The 22,928-nt window shown below is 63.9% G+C and carries 27 protein-coding genes; 20 read left to right on the forward strand and 7 right to left on the reverse strand.

Going from position 1 to position 22,928, the window contains the following annotated elements:
• The first annotated feature begins 6 nt into the window (after positions 1 to 6).
• From MTX34_RS02505 to MTX34_RS02530, 6 genes are all read left to right on the forward strand, one after another.
• Positions 7 to 588 (forward strand): TetR/AcrR family transcriptional regulator, encoded by a 582-nt coding sequence (locus MTX34_RS02505; protein ID WP_222092734.1) that lies wholly within the window; start codon positions 7 to 9, stop codon positions 586 to 588.
• An 81-nt stretch (positions 589 to 669) separates the two neighbouring features.
• Complete coding sequence (locus MTX34_RS02510; protein ID WP_243608322.1) at positions 670 to 1,689, forward strand: LLM class flavin-dependent oxidoreductase; 1,020 nt, start codon at positions 670 to 672, stop codon at positions 1,687 to 1,689.
• 84 nt (positions 1,690 to 1,773) lie between these two features.
• Positions 1,774 to 2,580, forward strand: a complete 807-nt coding sequence (locus MTX34_RS02515) for a transglutaminase family protein (RefSeq protein ID WP_243596366.1) — start codon at positions 1,774 to 1,776, stop codon at positions 2,578 to 2,580.
• A 116-nt stretch (positions 2,581 to 2,696) separates the two neighbouring features.
• Positions 2,697 to 2,867: a CsbD family protein gene (locus MTX34_RS02520; RefSeq protein ID WP_243596365.1), complete on the forward strand. Its 171-nt coding sequence runs from the start codon at positions 2,697 to 2,699 to the stop codon at positions 2,865 to 2,867.
• A 91-nt stretch (positions 2,868 to 2,958) separates the two neighbouring features.
• The gene (locus MTX34_RS02525; protein ID WP_243608323.1) at positions 2,959 to 3,219 is read left to right on the forward strand and encodes a DUF1049 domain-containing protein; all 261 of its coding nucleotides are present in this window, start codon (positions 2,959 to 2,961) and stop codon (positions 3,217 to 3,219) included.
• On the forward strand, positions 3,216 to 3,458 hold the full coding sequence (locus tag MTX34_RS02530; RefSeq protein ID WP_243608324.1) for a hypothetical protein: 243 nt from the start codon (positions 3,216 to 3,218) through the stop codon (positions 3,456 to 3,458). The genes MTX34_RS02525 and MTX34_RS02530 overlap by 4 nt, the downstream gene beginning before the upstream one ends.
• A gap of 198 nt (positions 3,459 to 3,656) precedes the next feature.
• Here MTX34_RS02530 and MTX34_RS02535 read toward each other — a convergent pair whose 3' ends face one another.
• Complete coding sequence (locus MTX34_RS02535) at positions 3,657 to 3,962, reverse strand: hypothetical protein (RefSeq protein WP_243608325.1); 306 nt, start codon at positions 3,960 to 3,962, stop codon at positions 3,657 to 3,659.
• 103 nt (positions 3,963 to 4,065) lie between these two features.
• A complete protein-coding gene (gene thiD / locus MTX34_RS02540; RefSeq protein WP_243608326.1) occupies positions 4,066 to 4,857 on the reverse strand; it encodes a bifunctional hydroxymethylpyrimidine kinase/phosphomethylpyrimidine kinase in 792 nt (263 codons plus the stop codon).
• A 201-nt stretch (positions 4,858 to 5,058) separates the two neighbouring features.
• Between thiD and MTX34_RS02545 the strand changes: the two genes are divergently transcribed.
• The 7 genes from MTX34_RS02545 (at position 5,059) to MTX34_RS02575 (ending at position 11,079) form a co-directional block, all read left to right on the forward strand.
• On the forward strand, positions 5,059 to 5,496 hold the full coding sequence (locus MTX34_RS02545) for an SRPBCC family protein (protein WP_243608327.1): 438 nt from the start codon (positions 5,059 to 5,061) through the stop codon (positions 5,494 to 5,496).
• Positions 5,493 to 6,812 (forward strand): APC family permease, encoded by a 1,320-nt coding sequence (locus tag MTX34_RS02550; protein WP_243608328.1) that lies wholly within the window; start codon positions 5,493 to 5,495, stop codon positions 6,810 to 6,812. Before MTX34_RS02545 ends, MTX34_RS02550 begins: the two co-directional genes overlap by 4 nt.
• Positions 6,809 to 8,401: an NAD(P)/FAD-dependent oxidoreductase gene (locus MTX34_RS02555; protein ID WP_243608329.1), complete on the forward strand. Its 1,593-nt coding sequence runs from the start codon at positions 6,809 to 6,811 to the stop codon at positions 8,399 to 8,401. Before MTX34_RS02550 ends, MTX34_RS02555 begins: the two co-directional genes overlap by 4 nt.
• 156 nt (positions 8,402 to 8,557) lie before the next feature.
• The gene (locus MTX34_RS02560) at positions 8,558 to 8,914 is read left to right on the forward strand and encodes an anti-sigma factor antagonist (RefSeq protein WP_243596358.1); all 357 of its coding nucleotides are present in this window, start codon (positions 8,558 to 8,560) and stop codon (positions 8,912 to 8,914) included.
• Positions 8,915 to 8,945: 31 nt separating this feature from the next.
• Positions 8,946 to 9,335 (forward strand): STAS domain-containing protein, encoded by a 390-nt coding sequence (locus MTX34_RS02565; protein WP_243608330.1) that lies wholly within the window; start codon positions 8,946 to 8,948, stop codon positions 9,333 to 9,335.
• Positions 9,336 to 9,363: 28 nt separating this feature from the next.
• Positions 9,364 to 9,813 carry an ATP-binding protein gene (locus MTX34_RS02570; RefSeq protein ID WP_279392724.1) on the forward strand — a complete coding sequence of 150 codons (450 nt, stop codon included), beginning with the start codon at positions 9,364 to 9,366 and terminating at the stop codon, positions 9,811 to 9,813.
• A gap of 15 nt (positions 9,814 to 9,828) precedes the next feature.
• Positions 9,829 to 11,079: a PP2C family protein-serine/threonine phosphatase gene (locus MTX34_RS02575; RefSeq protein WP_243608331.1), complete on the forward strand. Its 1,251-nt coding sequence runs from the start codon at positions 9,829 to 9,831 to the stop codon at positions 11,077 to 11,079.
• A gap of 37 nt (positions 11,080 to 11,116) precedes the next feature.
• On the opposite strand, the gene MTX34_RS02580 is transcribed toward MTX34_RS02575, so the two are convergent.
• A complete protein-coding gene (locus MTX34_RS02580) occupies positions 11,117 to 12,361 on the reverse strand; it encodes a TetR family transcriptional regulator (protein ID WP_243608332.1) in 1,245 nt (414 codons plus the stop codon).
• Between the two features lie 311 nt (positions 12,362 to 12,672).
• Here MTX34_RS02580 and MTX34_RS02585 point away from each other — a divergent pair, with 311 nt between their 5' ends.
• The 3 genes from MTX34_RS02585 to MTX34_RS02595 all read left to right on the forward strand — a co-directional run bounded on the left by MTX34_RS02585 (position 12,673) and on the right by MTX34_RS02595 (position 15,523).
• A complete protein-coding gene (locus tag MTX34_RS02585; protein ID WP_374638800.1) occupies positions 12,673 to 12,969 on the forward strand; it encodes a LuxR C-terminal-related transcriptional regulator in 297 nt (98 codons plus the stop codon).
• A gap of 77 nt (positions 12,970 to 13,046) precedes the next feature.
• Complete coding sequence (locus MTX34_RS02590) at positions 13,047 to 14,762, forward strand: hypothetical protein (protein ID WP_243608333.1); 1,716 nt, start codon at positions 13,047 to 13,049, stop codon at positions 14,760 to 14,762.
• A complete protein-coding gene (locus tag MTX34_RS02595; RefSeq protein ID WP_243608334.1) occupies positions 14,759 to 15,523 on the forward strand; it encodes an alpha/beta fold hydrolase in 765 nt (254 codons plus the stop codon). The genes MTX34_RS02590 and MTX34_RS02595 overlap by 4 nt, the downstream gene beginning before the upstream one ends.
• A gap of 12 nt (positions 15,524 to 15,535) precedes the next feature.
• Here the strand turns inward: MTX34_RS02595 and MTX34_RS02600 are convergent, their stop codons facing one another.
• Entirely contained in the window at positions 15,536 to 17,200 is a 1,665-nt protein-coding gene (locus MTX34_RS02600) for an FAD-binding dehydrogenase (RefSeq protein ID WP_243608335.1), read from the reverse strand.
• A 130-nt stretch (positions 17,201 to 17,330) separates the two neighbouring features.
• Between MTX34_RS02600 and MTX34_RS02605 the strand changes: the two genes are divergently transcribed.
• A complete protein-coding gene (locus MTX34_RS02605) occupies positions 17,331 to 18,533 on the forward strand; it encodes a CdaR family transcriptional regulator (protein ID WP_243608336.1) in 1,203 nt (400 codons plus the stop codon).
• A gap of 155 nt (positions 18,534 to 18,688) precedes the next feature.
• Here MTX34_RS02605 and MTX34_RS02610 read toward each other — a convergent pair whose 3' ends face one another.
• Positions 18,689 to 19,588 carry a 3-hydroxyacyl-CoA dehydrogenase gene (locus tag MTX34_RS02610; protein WP_243608337.1) on the reverse strand — a complete coding sequence of 300 codons (900 nt, stop codon included), beginning with the start codon at positions 19,586 to 19,588 and terminating at the stop codon, positions 18,689 to 18,691.
• A gap of 280 nt (positions 19,589 to 19,868) precedes the next feature.
• Between MTX34_RS02610 and MTX34_RS02615 the strand changes: the two genes are divergently transcribed.
• Both MTX34_RS02615 and MTX34_RS02620 read left to right on the forward strand, forming a co-directional pair.
• The gene (locus MTX34_RS02615; RefSeq protein WP_243608338.1) at positions 19,869 to 20,495 is read left to right on the forward strand and encodes a class I SAM-dependent methyltransferase; all 627 of its coding nucleotides are present in this window, start codon (positions 19,869 to 19,871) and stop codon (positions 20,493 to 20,495) included.
• A gap of 57 nt (positions 20,496 to 20,552) precedes the next feature.
• The gene (locus MTX34_RS02620) at positions 20,553 to 20,918 is read left to right on the forward strand and encodes a DUF1330 domain-containing protein (protein ID WP_243608339.1); all 366 of its coding nucleotides are present in this window, start codon (positions 20,553 to 20,555) and stop codon (positions 20,916 to 20,918) included.
• 31 nt (positions 20,919 to 20,949) lie between these two features.
• Here MTX34_RS02620 and MTX34_RS02625 read toward each other — a convergent pair whose 3' ends face one another.
• Both MTX34_RS02625 and MTX34_RS02630 read right to left on the reverse strand, forming a co-directional pair.
• Positions 20,950 to 21,774 carry a dienelactone hydrolase family protein gene (locus tag MTX34_RS02625; protein WP_243608340.1) on the reverse strand — a complete coding sequence of 275 codons (825 nt, stop codon included), beginning with the start codon at positions 21,772 to 21,774 and terminating at the stop codon, positions 20,950 to 20,952.
• A gap of 158 nt (positions 21,775 to 21,932) precedes the next feature.
• Complete coding sequence (locus tag MTX34_RS02630) at positions 21,933 to 22,310, reverse strand: hypothetical protein (protein WP_094739627.1); 378 nt, start codon at positions 22,308 to 22,310, stop codon at positions 21,933 to 21,935.
• 68 nt (positions 22,311 to 22,378) lie between these two features.
• Between MTX34_RS02630 and MTX34_RS02635 the strand changes: the two genes are divergently transcribed.
• Entirely contained in the window at positions 22,379 to 22,918 is a 540-nt protein-coding gene (locus MTX34_RS02635) for a TetR/AcrR family transcriptional regulator (protein ID WP_243608341.1), read from the forward strand.
• Positions 22,919 to 22,928 lie beyond the last annotated feature (10 nt).

Raw genomic sequence — 22,928 nt, forward strand, 5'->3', positions numbered from 1 at the left:
TCCTCTGTGAACGCACCCGTGACCTCGCATGCCACGGCGCGCCGTTCCGAACTCTTCGACCAGCTCGTCAGCCTGTTTCTGGCGGAGGGCTTCGCACACCTGACGCTCGATACCATCGCGGCCCGGCTTCGGTGCTCCAAGTCCACCCTGTACACCCTGGCGTCGAGCAAGGATCAGCTGGTCGGCGGGGCCACCGTGCACTACTTCAAGTCCATGACGACCCAGGTCGAAAACGCCGTCGCCGAGGTCGACGGCACCCGCAATCGCATCACCACGTACTTGACTGCGGTAGGCGCAGCGCTGGAATCGGCGTCCGAGCAATTCATGACCGACCTGGCGTCTCTCGAGGCCGCCCGCTCGGTGTACGAGCGCAATACCGCGATCGCTGCGCGCCGCGTCCAGGAGTTGATCAGCGAGGGCGTGGCCAGTGGCGAAGTACGTGATGTGCACGCGGCCTTCGTCGGCGATGTCGCTTCCTCTGTCATGGTCCGAATTCAGACTCGCGAGGTGTTCCGCCTGACCGGCCTCAGTGACGGAGACGCCTACCTCGAATTGGCGAAGTTGTTGACGGCGGGCATCGGAGCGTAGTGCCGGAACCTGGGAATGAATCGACCCCGCCGAGCGCTGAGTTCTACGAACGTAGTTGATCCTTCAACGAGAGAGCACACGATGAAGAAGATCGGATTCCTGTCCTTCGGACATTGGTCACCGTCCCCGCAGTCGCAGACACGATCGGCATCGGATGTGCTGTTGCAGTCGATCGACCTGGCGGTCGCGGCCGAGGAACTCGGAGCCGACGGCGCGTACTACCGCGTCCATCACTTCGCCAACCAGCTCGCCTCTCCGTTTCCGCTGCTTGCCGCCGTCGGTGCCAAGACGAACACCATCGAGATCGGCACCGGTGTCATCGACATGCGCTACGAGAATCCGTTCTACATGGCCGAGGACTCCGGCTCCGCCGACCTCATCTCGGGCGGGCGTTTGCAGCTCGGCGTCAGCCGGGGATCGCCCGAGCAGGTCATCGAGGGCTACAGGTACTTCGGCTACGCACCCGCCGAGGGCTCCGATCATGCAGACATGGCGCGCGAGCACACCCGCATCTATCTCGATCTCCTAGAAGGCAAGGGCTTCGCGCAACCGAACCCGCGGCCGATGTTCCCCAATCCGCCCGGCCTGCTGCGCCTCGAACCGCACGCACCGGGTCTGCGTCAGCGCATCTGGTGGGGAGCAGGCACCCGCGAGACGGCCGAATGGACAGCACGACAGGGTATGAATCTGATGAGTTCGACGCTGTTGAGCGAGGACACCGGGGTGCCGTTCCATCAGCTGCAGGCCGAGCAGATCGAACGATTCCACAAGACGTGGAGCGACGCCGGGCACGATTTCGCTCCACGAACGTCCGTGAGCCGCAGTATCTTTCCGATAGTGAACGACCTCGATCGCGCCTACTTCGGCCGAGACGGAAGCGGCGACGATCAGGTCGGCTACCTCGACGGCGGCAAAGCCCGATTCGGCAAGACATACGCCGGAGAGCCCGATCGCCTGATCGAAGAACTGGCAGCGGACGAAGCGATCGCCGCCGCGGACACTCTGCTGCTCACCGTCCCGAACCAGTTGGGCGTCGAATACTGCGCGCATGTTCTGGAGACACTGCTGCGCGACGTGGCCCCCGCACTGGGGTGGCGTTGATCACTCGGTGACCATGGGCGATTGGTTTCGGCGGATACGGGTACTGGCAGCAGGTTCACCCGCCCCCACCTGCCAGGAGTCCCCATGCTCAAACGCGACGTATCCGCGCGCCTCGATGTAGACATCACCGCCGCCACCACTCTCGAATTCCAGATCGCCATCGCACCGCACCCCGGTACGACGGTCACCGAATCGCTCTCCTTCGTTCTCGACGGTAACCCCGTCGAGGCGAAGGAAGTGAGCGGACCGCACGGCAACCGCATTCACGTCATGCCCGCCGACGTCGGCAACTTGCAGGTCTCGTACGACGCCACCATCCTGGGCAACACCACCCCGGCCCCCGTCACCGACTACGACATGTCGCTCTACCTCCGGCCCAGCCGTTACGCCGAAGCAGACAAGTTCTACGGCTTCGCCGCAACAGAATTCGGCGACTACGCCGATTCCGAGGAACTGCTGGCCAAGATCTCTGCCTGGGTGGGCGCACGCCTGAATTACGTTCCGGGAAGCAGTGATCCGATCGACGGTGCCGTCGACACGCTGCTCGCCGGACAGGGCGTCTGCCGGGACTACTCGCACCTCGTGGTCGCCATGCTGCGTGCGGTCAACGTTCCGGCTCGACTGGTTGCGGTGTACGCACCCGGCTGCGATCCGATGGACTTTCACGCTGTTGCCGAAGCGTTCGTGGGCGGGCAGTGGCGTGTCGTCGATGCCACGTGCCTGGCACCTCGCTCGACACTGGTCCGGATCTCGGTGGGTCGCGATGCCGCCGACACCGCATTCCTGGACAACCACAAGGGTGCCATCACACTGAACAGTTCCGTGGTCACAGCCGTGGTCGACGGCGAACTCCCCCAGGATGACATCACCGAGCTGATCTCCCTCACCTGATCCGCCGACCGACAGGGCCGTTATGTGAGCTACATCACAGCAGCGTTTGTTTTCGGCCGTGAAAACCGACTAAGTATCCGTTACCAACAATCACAGCCACCTGAGAGGGCAACAGCATGAGCTTCATCGACAAGGCCAAGAACGCAGCAGAAGACGCAATCGGCAAGGCGAAGGAAGTTGTCGGCGACGCCACGAACAACAACGACCTCGAGGCCGAAGGCAAGAAGGACCAGGGTTCGGCAGGCGTGAAGAAGGTCGGCGAGAACATCAAGGACACCTTCAAGTAACCCCCGATCTCATCGAGTGCCGCCGATCTCGATGATCGGCGGCACTCGCCTTTCACCCCACCCACTGCACACCAGGAAACGGATTCCCCTCATGACCACATCGACGGACACGACCAAGACCACCAAGCGTCGCGGCGGATTCGCCTCGAAGTTCGCCCTCCTCATCACGCTCGTGCTCGTGGCAGCACTCGTGATCTTCGTGCTACAGAACACGATTCACACGAACATCAACTTCCTGGGCTGGAACTTCGATCTCGCCCAGGGCGTCTCCCTACTCGGCGCAGCAGTCGTCGGAGCCGTCATCACGCTGACTGCGACCGCTGCGCTCAAGGTTCGACGCGCAGTCCGATGATTCCTTTGCTCGCACGCAAGTACCTGTACCGATACCTCATCGTCGCGATCGGCCTACCGATCCTCGCTCGACTCTTGGCCTTCGCCGGTCAGAGCCTCGAAAAGCGAACGGGAAAGGACAACGTCGTGTCCAAGGGCTTGAAATCGGCCGGCAGATTTGCGCAGAAACGAGCCGATAAGTCGCAGGGCAAGAAGGAACGCAAATCCCGACACACCCTCGGCCAGGCCGGGTCTCGGTAGAGATCGTTCAACGCTTCCCGAAGCACAGTTCGATCGTCGAACTCGACAAGTTCTCGGCCGTAGGGCTGCTCTGTATCGCAGCCTCGGCCCGCGACAACGACAACATCGTCGGGTTCGGCGATCTCCGCTGCGAGGGCCTACGGCGTCGCACCGACAACTCGGCCTGTCGACTCCGGGATCCGTCGGCCGCGGACTGGGTCAATGACCCGCCGGGTCGGTGAGGGATTTGCCCTCCCGAGCCTTGACGCGCCTACGCTCCAGAAGCACCAAGGTAACTCCGGCCAACAGCAGAACCGTCGCGGCAATTGCCCCGATCCACACCCAACCGGTGAAGCCGTAACCAGCTGCGGTGAGGGTGAGACCGAGGCTCACCAGCGCCACTCCGATGCAGATGTAGCCCGGCCAGTTCCGCGTGTCGACGATCGCCTCACCCGCGTGCCCGCGGGTCGTCCGATCGTCGTCAGTGGCTCCGGCGTCGGCTTCGCTCGTGTTCTCGTCTGACATAAGGATCCCCTCCGGATGCGGACCGTTCATCCCAATCGAGACAAACCGTCCACGACGGCTGCCCGCTCGAGACCGGAGATAAACCTGACGGCGGAAGCGATTGTCAGTCGTGCCAACTCACCGCGGCGAACGGAGCGTTGCTCGTCAGTCGGCCGACGATGCCCGCGTGCGCGAAGCTCTTGGCCGTGGCCACCGCATCCTGCACCTCCGCGCCCTTGGCAAGCTCGGCGGTGATGGCAGCCGCGAACACACATCCAGCTCCCGAGACCCGCTCGTCGCCCACTTTGGGGGCGCGCAGCACTGTCAGTTCGGAACCGTCGTAGACGACATCGACGGCTTCGTCGCCGGGCAACCCTGCACCACCCTTGACCACCACGTAGCGGGGCCCGAGTTCGGCAATGCGCTTCGCAGCCTCGCGCAAGTCGTCGACGGTCGAGATGGCGTCCATTCCGGACAACGTCTGCGCCTCGAACAGGTTGGGCGTGATCACGGTGGCCAGCGGGAGAATGTCGCGCCGGAGAGCGTTGTCGGTGTCGAGTGCAGCGCCCGGCTCCTGGCCCTTGCAGATCAGTACCGGATCGACCACCACATGCCGCCACGGCTGCAGACGCAACGAGGTCGCCACTGTCTCGACGGTACCGGGCGTACCGAGCATGCCGATCTTGACGACGTCGAGATCGTGTGCGGCCGTGGCCACTTCGATCTGATCGGCGATGACCGAGCTGTCGATGGGAACGAAACGGTGGCTCCAGCCCGACTTGGGGTCGAACGACACGATGCACGTGATCGTTCCGACGCCGTACACCCCGAGTCGCTCGAATGTCTTGAGATCGGCCTGCAGACCAGCTCCGCCGGTGGCTTCCGAACCTGCGATGACATACGCGATTGTCGACATGCCATCAGTATGACAACGCGGAATCGACGGCGAATCAGGTGGTCGCATCCGATTGGGTCCGGCAGTTTCGGGGCATATGACCACTTCGGGTCGTCTCCGACGACCACGCCGCGCGATACATCGACTTCGAGCCCAGGAGCAGCGGCGCACGATCTGTGATCGTGCGATCACGCGACACGACGAGAGTTCGGAGGCCGAACAGTGCCCACCAGCAGGAACACGACAGCCAGTTGCGAGGACGTGTGGAACGTTCTCGCGAACGGATGGACGTACGCCACCTGGGTGGTCGGCGCATCCCGTATTCGCGCGGTCGACGACACCTGGCCCGCCCCGGGCTCCGCGATCCACCATTCGGTGGGCGCATGGCCCGCGGTCCTGAGCGACGTCACGCGTTCGGTGGGACTTCACGTCAACCGAGAACTTCGACTGGAAGCGCGGGCGCTGCCGTTCGGCAAGGCCTCGATCACGGTGCGGCTGCACCCGATTGCCACCGGTTGCCGCATGAAGATCATCGAGCACGCGATCACCCCACCGTTCGACCTGGTGCCGAATCGAGTGCAATATCTGTTGGCACATCCGCGCAACGCCGAAGCGCTCCGTCGGCTCGCTCTGCTGGCAGAGCGGTCCACGACTCCATGAGCAAGACCCCACTGCGACAGGCAGTCTCGGGCAAAATGCTGTTCGTGTTCATACTCGGCGATGTGCTGGGTGCCGGAATCTACGCGCTGGTCGGCGAGATCGCAGGCGAGGTCGGCGGAGCGATCTGGCTACCGATGCTCGTGGCGCTGCTGATGGCCCTGCTCACCGCGGCCTCGTACGCCGAGCTCGTCACCAAGTACCCGAGGGCAGGTGGCGCGGCCGTGTTCGCGCAACAGGCCTACGGGTGCCCGCTCGTGTCGTTTCTGGTGGGATTCTCGATGCTCGCGGCAGGCGTCACCAGCGCCGCAGGCTTGGCGCTCGCCTTCTCGGGCGACTACCTGGGCGTGTTCCTCGACGTGCCTTCTGTGCCGGCGGCGGTCGTCTTCCTGCTACTGGTCGGGCTGCTCAACGCCCGCGGGATCACCGAATCGTTGCGGGCGAATCTCGCCATGACGATCGTCGAGGTATCGGGGCTGGTGCTCATCGTCGCCCTCGCCGGTCTCGTCCTGAGCCGGGGCGACGGCACGCCGTCCAGGGTCCTCGAATTCACCGACGAGACAACTCCGACGCTCGCAGTGCTCGGTGCGGCTCTGCTCGCGTTCTATTCGTTCGTAGGATTCGAGACATCCGCGAACATCGCCGAGGAAGTCGAGGACGTACGCCGGGTCTATCCGCGTGCTCTGCTCGGTGCCGTCACCATCGCCGGGGTGGTGTACGTGCTCGTAGGTCTTGCCGTCTCGACGGTCGTGCCTGCCGACACCCTGGCGCAATCGACCGGCCCATTGCTCGAGGTCGTCGCCGCTGCCGATGCCGGCATTCCGCCGTGGGTCTTCAGCCTCGTCGCGCTGGTAGCGGTAGCCAACGGTGCACTGCTGACCATGATCATGGCGTCGCGACTGACCTTCGGCATGGCTCGTGACGGTCTGCTTCCGGGCGTATTGGCCAAGGTTCTGCCGGGCCGCAGGACTCCGTGGGCAGCGATCGTCGCCACCACGGTCGTCGCGATGGTGTTGTGCAGCACCGGTTCCGTCGCCGCGCTGGCGGAGACGGTCGTGCTGCTTCTGCTGTTCGTCTTCGTCAGCACCAACATCGCGGTGCTCGTACTCCGTGGCGATCGGGCCGACTCCGACCATTTCCGTACGCCGACAGTGCTCCCCGTCCTGGCGCTGATCACGTGCGCTGTGTTGTTGACTCAACAGTCCGCGGCAACGTGGCTCCGTGCCGGACTGCTCCTCGCCGTAGGAGTTGCGTTGTACGTCGCCGGTAACGTGCTGACCGGGAAGACCACCACCGACCAGAGGAGTGCCGTCCGATGACCACCACCGAGGTCGACGCGATCGTGATCGGCAGTGGCCACAACGGCTTGGTCGCGGCGGCCGCGATGGCAGACGCCGGCTGGGACGTCGTGGTCCTCGAGGCTGCCGAACATCCCGGCGGGGCTGTGCGCAGCGCGACGCTGGTTCCTGGATTCACCAGCGATCTCTTCAGCGCGTTCTACCCACTGGCTCTCGCCTCGCCTGCCATGACGGCACTCGAGTTGGAAAGCCACGGGCTGCAGTGGTCGCACTCCCCCGCGGCGTACGGGCACGCGCTGTCTCCGCAGGACACCGACGCACCGGTCGTTCACCACGACGTGGAGACCACTGCGGCAATGCTTTCCGAACACGACAAGCGCGACGGCCGCACCTGGCTGGAGCTCTTCGAGCAATGGCAACGCATTCGCGAGCCCTTCATGAATTCGCTGTTCGGCCCGTTTCCACCCGTCGTCCCCGCGGCTCGCCTCGCCCGCACCCTCGGGGTGCCCGAGACACTGCGTTTCGCTCGATTCGCGGCCCTCCCCGCCCGGGTGATGGCACACGAGCTCTTCCACAGCGAGGCTGCTCGCTGCCTCCTGCTGGGTAACGCGATGCACGGTGACGTCCCGACCGATGCCCCGGTGAGCGGCATGATGGGTTGGCTGCTCACGATGCTGGCCCAGGATGTCGGGTATCCCGCCCCGGTCGGTGGATCGTCGGCATTGACGAGCGCGTTGATTCGCCGTGGTGCCGCGTCGGGTGCGGTGCTCGAGTGCGGTCAAGCGGTCGAGCTCATCGATGTACTAGGCGGCCGCGCTCGTGCCGTGCACACCGCGGCCGGAGATACGTTCCGGGCACGCAGAGCGATCGTCGCCGACGTATCCGCACCGGCGCTGTACGGATCGCTGCTTCCATTCGACGCCGTACCGCGCCGCGTGCACGACGACTTGCGCACCTTCGAGTGGGACACCCCGGTGGTGAAGGTGAACTACGCTCTCGATCGCCGAATAGCGTGGAATTCGCCGTCTTTGGCCGATGCCGGCACCGTCCATCTCGGTGCGGACGACAACGGTCTCGTGCACTGGGCGGCAGATCTCACCACCGGTGTACTCCCCGAGAGCCCGTTCATGCTGTTCGGCCAGATGACCACCGCCGATCGCAGCAGGTCGCCGGAGGGCACCGAAAGCGCCTGGGCCTACACGCATCTCCCGCGGGGCGTCGTCGACGATGCCTCGGCAGACACCGTGGCGGGCCGAGTGGACGACGTCCTCGATGCGCACGCACCGGGCTTTCTCGATTCGGTCGTGGGCCGGGTCGTGCAACGCCCGAGCGATCTGCACGGTGCGGATGCCAATCTGCACGGTGGTGCGGTGAACGGCGGGACCGCGCAATTGCAGCAGCAGTTGATATTTCGCCCAACGCCTGGCTTGGGCCGGTCGGAAACCCCGGTGGAAGGGCTGTTTCTGGGATCGGCATCGGCGCACCCGGGTGGCGGAGTGCACGGTGCAGCCGGCCTCAATGCTGCCCGGGCCGCGCTCGGCCAACGAGGTGCGCGCGGCTGGGTGAAGAAAAAGATCACCGGTTCCCTCATCGATGCGCTGACCCGGTAGCGCCGTTACCGAACCGTGACCTTGTGTTACCAGTTCGAGATTCAACCACGGAGCCTTCCGCAATGACGCACTGGCATCGTTCATTGCACAACAACTCAGCGTCTCGCAGCCGGCGGTCACCGACCGGAACGAGCGCTTCGGGGAAGAGGTAGACAAATGTTGACGAGCACCGCAACCATGGAACGCTCCATTCGCGACGACGAGGGCGTGTTCCGACTCGAGACGACAACTCGACCGAACGGCCACAACACACTGCGTGCCTTCGGCGAATTGGACATGTCCACTCGCGCCGAATTCGTGCACAGTCTCGACCTTCTGGCCTCCGTATCGACTCGGGTCTCGGTCGATCTGTCGGAGGTGTCGTTCATCTACTCCGGCGTCGCCAATGCAATCATCGATGCCACCTACGTGCATCCGGACAAGATCCGAGTACTTGCCCCCGCACGATCAGTGCGCATGGTGTTGGACGTGCTGGGCGCGGGCGAGCTGTTCGTCGATTCCTCTCGGTCGTGAATCCGACTCGATAACAGGTAACGTCGAACGCATGTCAGAGGAGCCGACCGGAGGACCGTTCGAGATCGTGTCGGCCGAGCACGAGGCCACCACCGTGCTGACCGTTCGAGGCGAACTCGATCTCGACACCATCCCGGAGCTGTCGGCCACTGCCTTCCCTGCGGCCGACACGGCCAGGGGCGGACTCGTGGTCGATCTGACCGACGTGAGCTTTCTGTCGTCGAGCGCGATCACGGTGCTGGTGCGAGTATGCGACCGCATGCCGGACGCGTCGCGCATGGCGCTGGTGGCGGTCAACGGCGTCGTCACTCGACCCGTTCAGCTGAGTGGAATCGACCGGGTGATGGCCACGTTCACAACGGTGCCGGATGCGGTTGCTCACGTGCAGTCGGCGACCCTCGACGACGAGGCCGCTCGATGAACGGCCGATACCCGTCCGGACTGTGCTCATGAGCGGGGTCACTCCCACGCCGTCGACTCGGCGTTGGACGCACACCGCTCCTGCGGAGTCGACCGTAGCGACATTTGTTCGCCGACGGTTGCATAGCTGGGCTCTCGAACTGGGGGTGAGCGACTCCTTGGTCGACGACATCGTGCTCGGGGTCTACGAGGCACTCGCCAACGTCGTCGAGCACGCCTACCGCTCGGCACCGGAGCCCGGAACGATGACCATCACCGCCGCGTACGAACACGAGACACTGACCGTCACGGTCTCCGACACCGGAACATGGCGGCCACCGACACCGACGACCAACCGCAGCCACGGTCTGCAACTCGCTGCTGCGGTGGCCGACGATCTCGTCGTCGACCACCGGCCGGGGTTCGGCACCATCGTGACTGCAACGTGGATGAACCCGGTCTCCGCCGGCCGTTCGAGATCTGCCACCCGCTCGTCATGACCGAAGGGAGTGCCCATGTCTGCCACCGCCGCTGAACTACTCGACACGGCACCGTGTGGCGTGTTCTCGGTCGACGTCGCCACCGCACGGATCCTGTACGCCAATGCGGCCGCCGCGCGGATCACTGCACGCAGTCGTGACGCTCTCGTAGGAACAGCGGTCACCGATTTGTTCACGATCGAGTTCGAGCCGGTACTGACGGCGCTGATGGACGTTGCGTCGGGCTCACCGGACGACTCTCCGATCGGGGCCTCCGCGAAGTTGACCATCTCCGCCGAACGCAACTCCGCAATTGCCGTGTCGATACTCGCCAACAGTTTCCGCACGTCCGCGGGGGCCATGACGGTGACGATGACGCTGCACAACGAGACCGAGCGTCACGTGCGCGAAAAGGATCTGATCGACGCCCGCGACAATGCCGAGGCCGCGCAGGACACCGCCGAGGCCGCACTGGACAGATCACAGGACGCACTCGGCGCCTCGGAACAAGCACGCAAGCAGGCAGAGGCGGAGAAAACGCAGGTGCAGATTCTTGCGTCGACCCTGCAACGCACCCTGCTGCCCCCGATCCTGTCCGCTCCGACAGGCATGAACGTCGCGGCCCACTATCACCCCGCATCGATCGACGAGGTCGGTGGCGACTTCTACGACGTGTTCCCACTCGACAAGGACACATGGGGATTCTTCCTCGGCGACGTCAGCGGCAAGGGCGCGGGAGCCGCCGCCGTCACCTCGCTGACCCGATACACCCTGCGCGCAGCTGCAGTGTTCGACCGCAATCCGATCTCCGTGCTGGAAAACCTCAACACCGTTCTGCACCACGAGTTTCACGGCGACGACCCGCGATTCTGCACGGTGGTGTTCGGCACCATCTCGCCCGGACCCGACGGCGCAGAGGTTCACCTCGCCAGCGGCGGGCACCCGCCTGCGCTGCGCGTCACTCGCGACGCGGTCGTGGACTTCGTCGACACCACCGGTGGCCAGTTGGTCGGAGCATTGGCCGAACCGCATTTCGCGTCTGCATCGGTGACGCTGCGACCCGGTGACGTCATGGCCTTCTACACCGACGGGTTGACCGAGGCGATCGTCGGACCCGGGCGGACGCGCTTCGACGACGACGGTGGCCTCGAATCTTTCGCTGCCGGAAAGGGTCCGACGACGGCACCGAAGATCGTCGACGACCTCACGTCGCTCTTGGCCTCCTTCGGGGACGGCCTGCAGGACGACGTCGCACTGCTCGCCTTCGAGGTCCCTCTTCCTGACTGAAGCTCGGCCGAGGCGTGATTATCGCACCAGGCCTCGATCACCGAGACAGCATTCCGGACAGGAACACCCTCAGAACAACGTCGGCGACCTCCTCTGGGGGCTCGGCAGACCGCGTCACAGATCTGATCACCACGTTGTTGGCGAGTATCGTGGCCAATTCGAGTGCAGACGCATCGGTGGCGAAATCACCTCGGCGCTGCCCGCTTTCGATGACCGGAATGAGCGCTGACGGCACCGGAAGATGTTCCCTGATGGTGGTGACGGTACCGGGCTCGTGAAACTGCTCGAAACTCAGCGCCAGCAACATTCCCGAGCTCATCGCCCGATTACTCGCCACGAACTCCGCCAGCCGGTTCACCGTACGGGTAAGGGCGACAACCGGTTCCACTTCGAGACGAGCATCTGCGCGACCCAGTCGGAGGACCCGCTCGAACTCGGGTGTCAGCGCGGCAACGATGATGTCGACTTTGCTGGGAAACAATCGTTTGAGATCGGTGACGCTCAGAGAGGAGGCCGACGCGATGTCGGCAAGAGTGACCGAGAAATAGCCGTGTTCCGAGAACAGCGCCTCGGTGGCCGCGATGACATCGGATTCGATATCGACCCTGGAAAGATCGAGGGATTCGAGTGATGGCGGAGTATCGACCTGCTGCGCGGTGCCCTGCCATCGATCCGAGTGCACCGGGTCCACCGCCCAGTCCAGTAACGAGTCGACTACCTCGGACACCCGTGCCGCGGAGATCGTTCCCGGGCTGAGCGTCTCCCGGAAGGCAAGCCCGTCGAGCAGAGCGACGAAAACCGTGGACAGGTCGGCTACCGTCAAAGGCCTTTTCACCGAACCGCCGCGAGCACGAAGTCGGTTGCGGATTGTGCTCTCGGCGGCGCGATCCATGGCATCGAATTCCGGTGCCAGCGACGATCGGTCCCCGGCATGATCGGAGGCGATCATGCCGCCGATCATCCTTCTCCGCATCAAGCCCGAGATCAGGTGCTCGAAATAGACCGCGAGTTCGACGGAAGGCTGCTCGCCGGATTCATCGGGCGGTGAGTACTGCAACGACACGTGTGTGAGTAGATCCTCCACGAACGCTTCCTTGCCGCCGCGCTCCTCGGCGCGGGAGGAGCCGGGATACACGTTGTGGAAAGTCTGATGCGACAGTCCCGCCTCGTCCACGATCGCGGCAATGGACAACGATTTGGCCAGCACCGACATATCGAGGTCGGCCAGCAAACGCAGCCCCGCCCCGAGCAGTTGTTCACGTGGTGTGGATTTCGTGCTCAACGACAGCCGCCTACGAATGTGTGACCTTGTGGACATCGAACCATAGCAACCGGATTTGCCCGGCCATGAGTTTTACAACTCTATAAAAAATGCCCGATAACCCGCTACAAAACCGTGCTCGAGCTCGAACTCGGTGGTGTTGTTTCATGTTTTCCGCCGTGGTCGGATGATCGAAACACCCAACACGGACAGCGGGGGCGAATGTGATGCGAACGATGGATTCGGGTGTTACCACCACACCGATCCAGCCCATACCCGTTCCGACGGCTCAGCCCTCGCAGCGCTTTGCACCACGCCGCAGCGCATCGACCATGAGGTCTCGGACCGTCTCGACCCCCAGCACCGACAGATCCCGGTCACATGGCAAGACGTCCGACTTCGCCGATCCTGGCCTCACCGCGCGCGAGATCGCAGTCCTGGGTGCGTGGTTGCGCTGCGACTCCAAGCAGGAAGTGTGTGCGGTTCTGCACATTGCGCTCGGCACAGTCAACACCCACCTGACTCGAATTCGCGCGAAGTATTCCACTGTCGGGCGAGCGGCACCCACCAAAGCGTCTCTCGTGGCCCGCGCACTGCAGGACGGCTTGGTCACCCTCGACGATCTCTGACCGATAGCCGTTCGCCGCGGCGCGGTCCGATGCTAGATTCCCAGACGCACGATGTATTCATGCCGATGGTGGGGGCCATGACAATTCTGGGGGAATTCGCGCGGCGTTCGTTCGTGCGTGGTGCCGTGTGCACGTCGCTGGTGGTGTCGATTTCAGCCGTGGTACCTGCCGCAGTGTCTGCGGCGCCTGTGCCGGGCCGCACCGAACGCGAGATCTCGTCGTCCTCACCCGTCACCGGGGTCGTCGCGTCGGTGGTCGTTCTCGATGCCCCGCTTCCCGTGGGTTCTGAACCGCACCCGGCGGAGTGCGATCGGCTCTCCTATCTGCGATACCGAGCCGTGGACGGTCCCGAGAATTCAGCGGACGCCGACCGAGTGCTCGTGGCACAGCCTGGAGTGTTCGAAGGTGCGGGTGCCTTCGAGTCCGTCGCACGCAACACTGTCGCCGCAGCAGCTGCCGAGGGCAGACACATCGAATTCTGGGCCCTGGACCGTCGCTCGAACTGCCTGGAGGATCACACCGGAAGCCAGGCGGCACTCGCCGCGAACGACCTCGACATCGCCACGGACTACTACTTCGCCGGGGGAACCGCCGACGGCCGCACTTTCGCCGGATACACCGACGGCGCAGGCACCGCGTGGTTGAAGGACCAGGGACTGGTGCAGACGATGCGCGACCAGTACGACGTGCTGCGTCTCGAACTCCCCGACCAGAACATCCGCAAGCAGAAGGTGCTGTGCGGTGGCCATTCCCTCGGTGGATTCCTGACCGGTTATTTCGCGAACTGGGATTTCGACGGCAACCCGGCAACCACCGATGATGCCGGATACAACCAGTGCTCCGGGTACTTCGCACTCGACACCGTGATCAAGGCCGGTCCTCCGAACCCCATCCGCAACCTCGACATTCCAGAACTCCCGCCGGCGCTCGCCGGGCCGATCGAGGCCGCGTCGGGCACCTTGACCGACGTGTACCCGGTGACGCGATTGCCCGCCGTCATCAATCCGGAAACGACGAATCTGCTTGCGATAGCGGGACTTGCCGCTCGATTGGACCCGACGGGAGTCAACGACGTCGTCGACCGACTACCGCGCAGCCTCAACTTCGATGCGACACTACGGACCTTGCTGTCCAAGGACACCTTGATGGCCACGACCGGGCTGCCCGACATCAGAACGCTGTACGCCACAAACGAAGCCGTCGTCGGCGCGTTGCTCGACGACAATTCTCAGCCACTCGGATTTCTGCAGACCAGCGTCGGCTTCATCGGCAACGGACCCGTTCAGGACAAATACTTCCCGATGCCGAACGACGTGATCGCGACCATTCCGTTCTTGGGTCAGGTGTTCGGCAGCGACCGCAAGGCAGCACCGACGAGCTACGGAGATCCGTCCGTCGTCTACACGTGGCAGGACTACGACGAGATGACCCCGAACTCGTACACCGATCCCTCGAAGGAAGTCACCTCCATCTCGCAGATCGCGCGGAGCCTGAGCGAACCACCACTCGACTTCACCGAGTGGTACTTCCCGACGGCCATCACCACCGATCTGGGGCAACCGACCGCGCCGTCGATTGCCGCCCACTACCTCTACCGCGACGGCGTGAGCCGCAACCCCGTGCTGACCCTGCAAGGCGACGGTGGTCTGGATCTGGGTGCGTCCGACAGCCCGAACGACATTCCGATCACGCTGCCCGGCTACAACCACCTCGATGTTCTGACGGCGGCGCAGAAGCAGAACAATGGCCTCCCGGAACAGGTTTCGACTCGACTGGCCGAGTTCAGCCGATGACCGACAAACCTGCATTGATGTTGCTGCACGGCGTCACCATGTCGGGAGCAGCGTGGGACGACGTCGTGCCGCTTCTCACCGATAGGTTCGACGTCATCGTTCCCACCGCGGCCGGTCACCGCGGAGGTCCGGAGCTCGGCACCGAAGCGACGATTGCGGCCGTCACCGACGCTGCTGAACGCCAACTCGACGAGCGTGGGCTGGGTGCAGTTCACGTCGCCGGAAACTCGATGGGCGGATGGATGGCCGTCGAACTGGCGAGGCGGGGGCGCGCACGATCGGTCTGCGCTTTCTCACCTGCAGGACTGTGGGCGAAGGACGGGAAGCCCGGGGCCAGCCGAGCCACCTTGATCCGCACCAAGAAGTTGGCCGACGCCACTCGGCGTCTCGCCCCGCCGCTGATGACGTTCGGCCTCGTTCGCCGAATTGCCATGCGTGACATCGCGGTACACGGATACCGAATGACGACGCAGCAGGCCCGTCGATCGTTCCAGGATCTCGTAGGGTGCGACGCGGCGTACGAGTTGCTGAACACCCGCGAGAGCATGGATCCACTCGTCGATCCACCGTGCCCGGTCACCGTCGCGTGGGCCGCTCACGATCGAATCTTCCCCTCGGCGGAATTCGTTCCCGTTGCCCAGCAGCGGCTCCCTCATGCCCGGTTCGTCACCTTGCCCGGCGTCGGCCATGTTCCGATGATCGACGACCCGGCTCTGTGTGCCCGAACGATCATCGAGTCGATCGGAGACTCCGCTGGCTGACGCGAGAGCTCGTCACGCTTGCGCTGCGAGCGCACGTCCGGCCTGTCGGCCACCGAAGATGCACCCACCCAGGAACGTTCCTTCCAGTGAGCGGTATCCGTGCACGCCTCCGCCGCCGAATCCGGCGATCTCACCGGCCGCCCACAGTCCCTCGATCGCCTGTCCGTCGCCGTCGAGGACGCGCCCCTGCAGGTCGGTTTGAATGCCGCCCAATGTCTTTCGCGTGATGATATTCAGGCGCACGGCAATCAACGGACCCGACTTGGGATCGAGGATCTTGTGGGGTGACGCGGTACGCGCGATCCGCTCTCCGCGCGAACGACGCGAGTTGTGGATAGCAGAGATCTGTAGATCCTTGGTGAAGGGGTTGTCGACCTCACGGTCGCGGGCCTCGATCTGCCGCCGCAGATCGGCGAGGTCGATCAGGTCCTCACCGGCAATCTTGTTCATTCCCTGGACGAGGTCGCCGAGGGAGTCGGCGACGACGAAATCCTCGCCGTTCTTCTTGAACGCCTCGACCGGTTCGCTGGCACCGGGCAACACCCGGCTGAGAACGAGCTTGAGGTTCTTGCCGGTGATGTCCGGATTCTGTTCCGATCCCGAGAGCGCGAACTCCTTTTCGATGATCTTCTGGGTGAGGACGAACCAGGAGTACTCGAATCCGCTGTCCTGGATGGCTTTCAACGTTCCGAGGGTGTCGAATCCCGGGAAGTTCGGAACCGGGAAGCGTCGACCACGCGCGTCGAACCACATGGACGAGGGACCGGGAATGATTCGGATTCCGTGGTTCTTCCAGATCGGGTTCCAGTTCTTGATTCCCTCGGTGTAGTGCCACATGCGGTCCTTGTTGACCAGACGGCCCCCGACTTTCTCGGTGATGCCGAGCATCCGGCCGTCGACATGTTCGGGAACTCCCGAGATCAGAGACTTCGGAGCTGATCCCAACCGGGCCGGCCAGTTCTCCCGCACCAGATCGTGATTGGCACCGATGCCTCCAGCGGTGACGAGCACGGCCCCGGCGCGCAGCTCGAACTCCCTCACCTCGACGCGAGTACTACCCGTACCGCGCTCTGCTGCACTGGCTTCGAGGACAGCGCCGCGGACGCCTTCGACCGCACCTGCACTGACGACGAACTCGTCCACCCGGTGCCGAAAACCGAAGCGCACCAATCCCTTGTCGGCCGCCTCGCGCACGCGCCGCTCGAACGGTGCGACAACGCCGGGGCCGGTCCCCCAGGTGAGGTGGAAACGCGGCACAGAATTGCCGTGGCCCTCGGCGAGGTATCCACCGCGTTCGGCCCATCCGACGATGGGAACCCAGCGCATCCCCTGTGCATGCAGCCACGAGCGCTTCTCCCCCGCTGCGAAGTCGAGGTACGCGCGCGCCCACTGGTGACCCCAGTAGTCCTCGCCTGCGGGATCGTCGATGCCGCGGTCGAATGTCGCGGTGCCGAGCCAGTCTTGCCACGCCAGTTCTGCAGAGTCCTTGATACCCATGCGCCGCTGCTCCGGCGTATCGACCATGAACAAACCGCCGAGCGACCAGAACGCCTGACCACCCAGGTTCTGTTCGGGCTCCTGGTCGAGGAGGAGGACCCGTTTTCCGGCGTCGGCCAATTCGGCGGTTGCCACCAGACCTGCCAGGCCGGCACCCACCACGATCACGTCTGCGTCCATTGGCCCCACTCTTCTGTTCGACTCGGCTGTCTCCCTCGACTGTGCTGTCGTGAGCACCGTAACTCAAGGAAATCTGCACCAATGATGAATCGGTCTATCAGCAACTGACAAACTGTGACACGATGCCGCGATGTACCCAGCCCGAGCCGCGGTGGTCGCCGAGATCGAAGGGGAGCTGGTCGCCGTCGTGGCGTCGGCAGTGCAGGCCGTTCGCGACGCAATCCCGGTATACCGCAACCTGCACGGGCCTCAACTGGCCGATGTGGAGGCAATCGCGTATTGGTCGTTGCGACGCCTGATGACGTTGTGGGCGGGCGGCGACTCGACCATCGACGAGCGAGATCACAGTAGATTCCGCGCAATCGGTGCCGCGCGCGCCGCCGACGGGCGGCCGTTGGCCGACGTGCTCCGAGCGTACCGAGTCGCGTCGAGCGTGTTCGTTCGGCACGTGACCACCGAGTATCTCGATGCACTCGAACCGCCGGACATCGCCGAACTCAGCCTCGGCGTGCTCGACGCCATCGATGCGATATCCGAGGAGATCATCGGCGCGTATATCGTTGCCCGCGAACAGCTCACATCCAATCGTGCACAGGCGCATGCGCTCTTGCTCGACGACCTCGTGGCAGGCAGGCAGAATTCGCCCGGGGCGCTGGCCGATCGCGTCCGCGAACTGGACCTCGAGCTGCCTACTCACCCGAATGTGCTGGTGGTGGAGCCGATGGACGCAGGCAGGTCACTCACCGACGACACCGTCGAATCTCTCGTTCTCGCACTGGGACTCACCCCACCCGACCGCACGGCACAGTCTACTCGACGAAGCCATCTGTGCACTCGGCGTGATCAGCGCGCAATCCTGTTGTTGCCCAATGCCATCGAGCGCACCGAGGTCGAGGCCGCCTGTAACGAGATGATGCTGCGCGGGTGCCTGGTAGTGCGATCGACCATTGCCGGTGTCGGACGTGCGTGGAGACTCGCTTCGGAGGCGCTGGACACGGCACCGGACCACGCGTTCGACGACCGTGCCGTGCTCGACAGTGGCGACGTCCAGTTGCTGGCACTGTTGACCGCACGGTCAACCGCGGACACGAGCGAGGTGGTGCGCACCGTTCTCGGCTCGCTCACCGAGTCGGCGAACAAGCATATCCTCGACGGGCTTTCGGCCTTCATCGCCACCGGCACCGCCACGGCCGCCGCGGCACAGTTGCATGTGCATCCGCAGACTCTGCGCTACCGACTGCGCCGAGCCCAGGAACTGACCGGCCGAGATCCGCGATCTGCATGGCATCGACTCGCGTTGGACACTGCGATTCAACTGCGGCAACTCGGTTGATCCGGCTCGGCGGCCATCGCTGCGGCGCACGAATGTCCGACGATCCAAGCGGTGGCATGCTGGAGACACCGACAACGAGACCGTCGAACAATGGGCACCCATGCATGAATCTTTTCGCGGTCTCGTCCACCTGAATGGGACAGTGATCGAGCGATTCAGTTGATGTTCCACGACTCGACAGCATCGAGACGCTTGCCGTCGGAATCGTACGTGTAGAAGCCCTCACCGTCCCCGAGGCCCGTCTTTCCCGCGTCGATACCCTTCTGCAGAAGATCGGCGAACTTGACCTGATCCTCGCCGCCGTGTGCGCGGGCGATGTGTGCTGCGACGTTGAAGCCGACCGTGTCGTATATCTGGAACGGACCGGCGGGCGCCCCGGTGGCTATGCGCCACACGTTGTCGATGTCCGCCGGATTGGCAACCCCGCCGACGTAGAGGTTGGCTCCTGCTTGCAGCAGCGGAATCAAAAGACTGTTCAACACGTATCCCGGAACTTCCTTTCGGACCGGAACGGGAACGAGACCGATCTCCGAAGCGAAGCTCAATGCGGTATCGAAATAAACGGGATCTGTTGCAGCAGTTGCCATCACCTCACCTGTGTTGTACCGCCACACGAGATTGGCGAAGTGCAGTGCAAGAAACTTTTCCGGCCGCCCGGTAGCCTCCGCAAAACTGCTGGGCAGTAGCGACGACGAGTTGGTCACGAAGATGGTTTTCGGCGGGGCGGACGCGCCGATATCCGACCAGACACTTTTCTTCAGCTCGAGATCCTCCGGAACTGCTTCGATCACCAGGTCGGCGTCCGAAACGGCTTCCGCGACGCTGGTGGTGGTCGTGATGGATTCGATGGCCTCGTCGAAGCGCGCCTCGTCGAAGGTCTTCAGGTCACGCTTGTAGTATCCGCGCATCCATTCCCAGCGATCCGGCAGTTTGGCCAGCAATTCGTCGGAAATGTCGTATCCCACAACGGTTTTTCCGTGGTACGCAGCCTGCATCATGATCTGTGAACCGAGCACTCCAGTTCCGAATACGGTCACTTTCTCAACATCGGTCATGGACGACACACTTCCCATTCATCGAGTCACCGGTTTTCCCGCTCTTCCAGTTCTACCGTTGACCATGGAACCACCGTCTCGGGGGTCCCACAGCGGCTCGATTCGCTGAACGACTGGTCGAGTTTCCCCGAGGAGCTGTCACGCAGCGGTGTCACCGATACTGTCGGTTGTATCTGCATCCGGTGGCGCTTCGCCGCTGTCCGTGCTGGGTTTTCGATACCACCGGGGAACCGATGCAGTGAACAGACAGACACCGCACCGACGACGAAAGCCAAACACCGTGGCCTTGTGGTCCGACCGCCTACTCCCCCGACTGATCGACGTCGTGCTCGACGGGTCCTACGTGCACCGCTTGCGGACCCGCGCCCTCTCCGGGCTCAGCGGCGACGTCGTGGAGATCGGGTTCGGCTCCGGCACCAACGTTCCGGTGTACCCGAGTGCGGTGACGTCCGTCGCCGCCGTCGAGCCGTCTCTCGGTGCGCGGCATCTGGCAGCCGACCGCATTGCTGCGTCATCGATTCCGATCCATTTCGTGGGACTCGACGGACAGTCGCTTCCGCTGCCCGACAACAGCTGCGACGCCGCGGTCAGCACGTTCACGCTGTGTACTGTGCCAGACCCCGCTCGTGCACTGCGTGAGATCGGACGCGTGCTTCGTCCTGGCGGCAAGTTGTTCTTCCTCGAGCACGGTCTGTCCCCGGACCCACGCGTTGCCGCGTGGCAGCGTCGCCTCGACGGCATCGAGCAACGCGTCGCCGGCGGATGCCACCTCGTTCGTAATGTCCCCGAATTGGTGACGGACGCCGGCTTCACGATGGAGGAATTGGACACCGACCGGCTACCCGGGCCCCGACTGCTGCGCCCGTGGGGACATCTGTCGCTCGGGGTCGCCGCCGCCGACCGGTAAGTCGTTGCGAGTGTGGTTTCTGCTCCATCGGATCGTCGGCTGACGCATACTCGATCGATGGCTGTAGATCCCCGTGGAAGAGACCTCAAGCGCTATCTGGAAGAAGACCCCGGTGGTCCTGTGGTGATGCTCAACCTGCTGCGGTTCGCCGACGATGGCCGCGATTCATACGCAGAATATGCGAAAGCACTGGACGAGACGTTCCTTCCGCGCTACGGCGCGACGGTGCTGTATGCGGGCGACGGTTCGACGGCGTTGGTAGCCGACGACGGTCAGGCCTGGGATGCGGTCCTGCTGGTGCAGTACCCCTCGCGCACGGCATTCAGCGAGATGGTGGCCGATCCGGAATATCAGACGGTGACGGCACTGCGGACCGGCGCGTTGACGGAGGCGGTTCTACAGGCCACCGTTCCCTGGGCATGAATCTCGGTCCACCGGCCGGACGTTCGCTTGCTCAATCTGTCGTGAGCAACCGCTTACGGAACAGATCGAGTACCTGATCCAGCGCCTGCCGTGTCGGCTCCCCCGGCTCGTCGATCAGTCCTTCGGTGACGACGGAATGCGGCGGTCCGAATGCTTCCGGGTTGAAGGCGGAGTCGGGCAATTCCACCGAGACGAATGCGTCGCCGAGTTGCTCACGCAGCCACTGGAATCGCGCGGGCGGACACATCTTGTCGCCTTCGAAACGCATCCCCAGGACCGTGAGCTCGCCTGCCGCACAACGACTTTTCACCTTGTCCAGGTCGCCCTGGGTGATGTCGATCGATCGACTGCGGGACTTCGATGCCGCGAACGGAAGTGACGGCTGCGAGAGCACCGGTGCGATCAGTCGATCGTCCGCCGCCATGGCGAGAGCGAACCCGCCGGTGAAGCACATTCCGATGGCACCGACGCCTGGTCCGCCGCAGCGCTCGTGCTCCTGCGCTGCCAGGGCGCGCAGCCACACCACGACCCGTGACGATTTCCCGGTGGCCAGGATGGTGAACTCGCGACTGATGCACGCCGGCACCATGGCGCGGGACATGGTGGCAACGGTGCCGAGCGCTCCCAGTGGCGCAGCCAGCGGATCCTTGCCGTCGACTCCGAACAGGTGCGGAACGACGGCCGTACAACCGATTCCGGCGACGGTTCTCGCGAAGTCCGCGACCCTCGGAGTGATGCCCGGCATTTCCGACATCACGATCACAGCCGGTCCGGTTCCGATGCGATACACGGGCGCTGTCCGCCCGTCCGCGGTGAACTCGGTTCGCTCGAAGTCGGCCAGCGTGTCATCGGTCATGGGAGTGCGTCCTTCTGCCGGAGGTCCACCGCGCCGAGCCGACGCATACCGTCAAAGCTAGATCATCGGATGGACTACGGCGAGAACACCGCAGTACCGCCCCTCACCGCGCACAAGAGAGTACAGCGACCCGAACGAGACGCCGGTGATGCGGATGATCACGAAGCGGCCGAGTCCGCGATGATCGTCACGCCCAGTACGACGAACAGCGTTGCGCCGGCCGCCACTCCGGCCAGACTCGCAGCCGGCGCACCTGCCCGACGACCGATCACACTTGCCGCGACGTCGAGGACATCGATCGCGATGCCGGCCTCCACGGCTGCTTTGCGAACGTCCGCGGATGGGTGGTGCAGCGCCATTCCCAGCGCGAGATCGCGGACTCCGAACAGGCGCGTCGCCACCCCCGCACTTCCGACTTGATGCATGGGTCCGAGGCCGAAGGCACGCCACGAATGTGCGGGACTCGCCCACGAGATCAGTCCGGCGGTCGATCGCAGAACCGACAGTGCGAGCAAGGGAGTCGAACGTGTACGCATGACGTCTCCTTCGAGTTGTAGTGGTCACTACAAGAGAAGGTACCTGTAGTGACCACTACGATCAAGGTGTGGTCAAGAAACATTCACGCGAAGAGATACTGTCCGTGGCACTCGAGGCCGCCCTGGAAGACGGCCTGAGCCGCTTGACCTTCGGCAGACTCGCATCGCGTTTGAAGATCAGTGATCGCATGGTCGTCTACTACTTCCCGACGAAGGACGAGCTCGTCACGTCCGTTCTGTCGGTAGTCGGAGATCGACTGCAACACGTGTTGGCCGCCGCGTTCTCGATGCCGATGAACGACCACCGCTCACTCGTCGCGACGGCGTGGCCGGTGGTGGCACAGCCCGAGTGCGATCCGCTGTTCGGGCTCTACTTCGAGGCCATCGGACAAGCAACAGCAGGAATCGAGCCTTACAAATCCGTGGCCTCGCACTTGGTGGAGGGCTGGATCGAATGGCTCGGAGGCTTCGTCGTCGGGGACCAGGACTACCGACGCAGAGAGGCTGCCGCTGCTGTGGCTGTGCTCGACGGCCTTCTGCTCATGCGTCTGCTGGGAGGCAGTGACCTCGCCGACACGGCATCGACGTCACTGCTCGATCACCGATAGATCCGCTGGG

It is taken from the genome of Rhodococcus sp. ARC_M5, from assembly GCF_022810405.1.
GTDB classification, from domain to species: Bacteria; Actinomycetota; Actinomycetes; order Mycobacteriales; family Mycobacteriaceae; genus Rhodococcoides; species Rhodococcoides navarretei.

Excerpts from the sequence above, each read along its gene's own strand:
- MTX34_RS02620 (WP_243608339.1), top strand. The coding sequence starts at position 20,553 with ATGGCTGTAGATCCCCGTGGAAGAGACCTCAAGCGCTATCTGGAAGAA.
- MTX34_RS02585 (WP_374638800.1), top strand. The coding sequence starts at position 12,673 with ATGAGGTCTCGGACCGTCTCGACCCCCAGCACCGACAGATCCCGGTCA.
- MTX34_RS02600 (WP_243608335.1), bottom strand. The coding sequence starts at position 17,200 with ATGGACGCAGACGTGATCGTGGTGGGTGCCGGCCTGGCAGGTCTGGTG.
- MTX34_RS02520 (WP_243596365.1), top strand. The coding sequence starts at position 2,697 with ATGAGCTTCATCGACAAGGCCAAGAACGCAGCAGAAGACGCAATCGGC.
- MTX34_RS02555 (WP_243608329.1), top strand. The coding sequence starts at position 6,809 with ATGACCACCACCGAGGTCGACGCGATCGTGATCGGCAGTGGCCACAAC.
- MTX34_RS02565 (WP_243608330.1), top strand. The coding sequence starts at position 8,946 with ATGTCAGAGGAGCCGACCGGAGGACCGTTCGAGATCGTGTCGGCCGAG.
- MTX34_RS02575 (WP_243608331.1), top strand. The coding sequence starts at position 9,829 with ATGTCTGCCACCGCCGCTGAACTACTCGACACGGCACCGTGTGGCGTG.
- MTX34_RS02625 (WP_243608340.1), bottom strand. The coding sequence starts at position 21,774 with ATGACCGATGACACGCTGGCCGACTTCGAGCGAACCGAGTTCACCGCG.
- MTX34_RS02590 (WP_243608333.1), top strand. The coding sequence starts at position 13,047 with ATGACAATTCTGGGGGAATTCGCGCGGCGTTCGTTCGTGCGTGGTGCC.
- MTX34_RS02510 (WP_243608322.1), top strand. The coding sequence starts at position 670 with ATGAAGAAGATCGGATTCCTGTCCTTCGGACATTGGTCACCGTCCCCG.
- MTX34_RS02535 (WP_243608325.1), bottom strand. The coding sequence starts at position 3,962 with ATGTCAGACGAGAACACGAGCGAAGCCGACGCCGGAGCCACTGACGAC.
- MTX34_RS02610 (WP_243608337.1), bottom strand. The coding sequence starts at position 19,588 with ATGACCGATGTTGAGAAAGTGACCGTATTCGGAACTGGAGTGCTCGGT.
- MTX34_RS02530 (WP_243608324.1), top strand. The coding sequence starts at position 3,216 with ATGATTCCTTTGCTCGCACGCAAGTACCTGTACCGATACCTCATCGTC.
- MTX34_RS02570 (WP_279392724.1), top strand. The coding sequence starts at position 9,364 with ATGAGCGGGGTCACTCCCACGCCGTCGACTCGGCGTTGGACGCACACC.
- MTX34_RS02525 (WP_243608323.1), top strand. The coding sequence starts at position 2,959 with ATGACCACATCGACGGACACGACCAAGACCACCAAGCGTCGCGGCGGA.
- MTX34_RS02595 (WP_243608334.1), top strand. The coding sequence starts at position 14,759 with ATGACCGACAAACCTGCATTGATGTTGCTGCACGGCGTCACCATGTCG.
- MTX34_RS02550 (WP_243608328.1), top strand. The coding sequence starts at position 5,493 with ATGAGCAAGACCCCACTGCGACAGGCAGTCTCGGGCAAAATGCTGTTC.
- thiD (WP_243608326.1), bottom strand. The coding sequence starts at position 4,857 with ATGTCGACAATCGCGTATGTCATCGCAGGTTCGGAAGCCACCGGCGGA.
- MTX34_RS02560 (WP_243596358.1), top strand. The coding sequence starts at position 8,558 with ATGTTGACGAGCACCGCAACCATGGAACGCTCCATTCGCGACGACGAG.
- MTX34_RS02515 (WP_243596366.1), top strand. The coding sequence starts at position 1,774 with ATGCTCAAACGCGACGTATCCGCGCGCCTCGATGTAGACATCACCGCC.
- MTX34_RS02630 (WP_094739627.1), bottom strand. The coding sequence starts at position 22,310 with ATGCGTACACGTTCGACTCCCTTGCTCGCACTGTCGGTTCTGCGATCG.
- MTX34_RS02605 (WP_243608336.1), top strand. The coding sequence starts at position 17,331 with ATGTACCCAGCCCGAGCCGCGGTGGTCGCCGAGATCGAAGGGGAGCTG.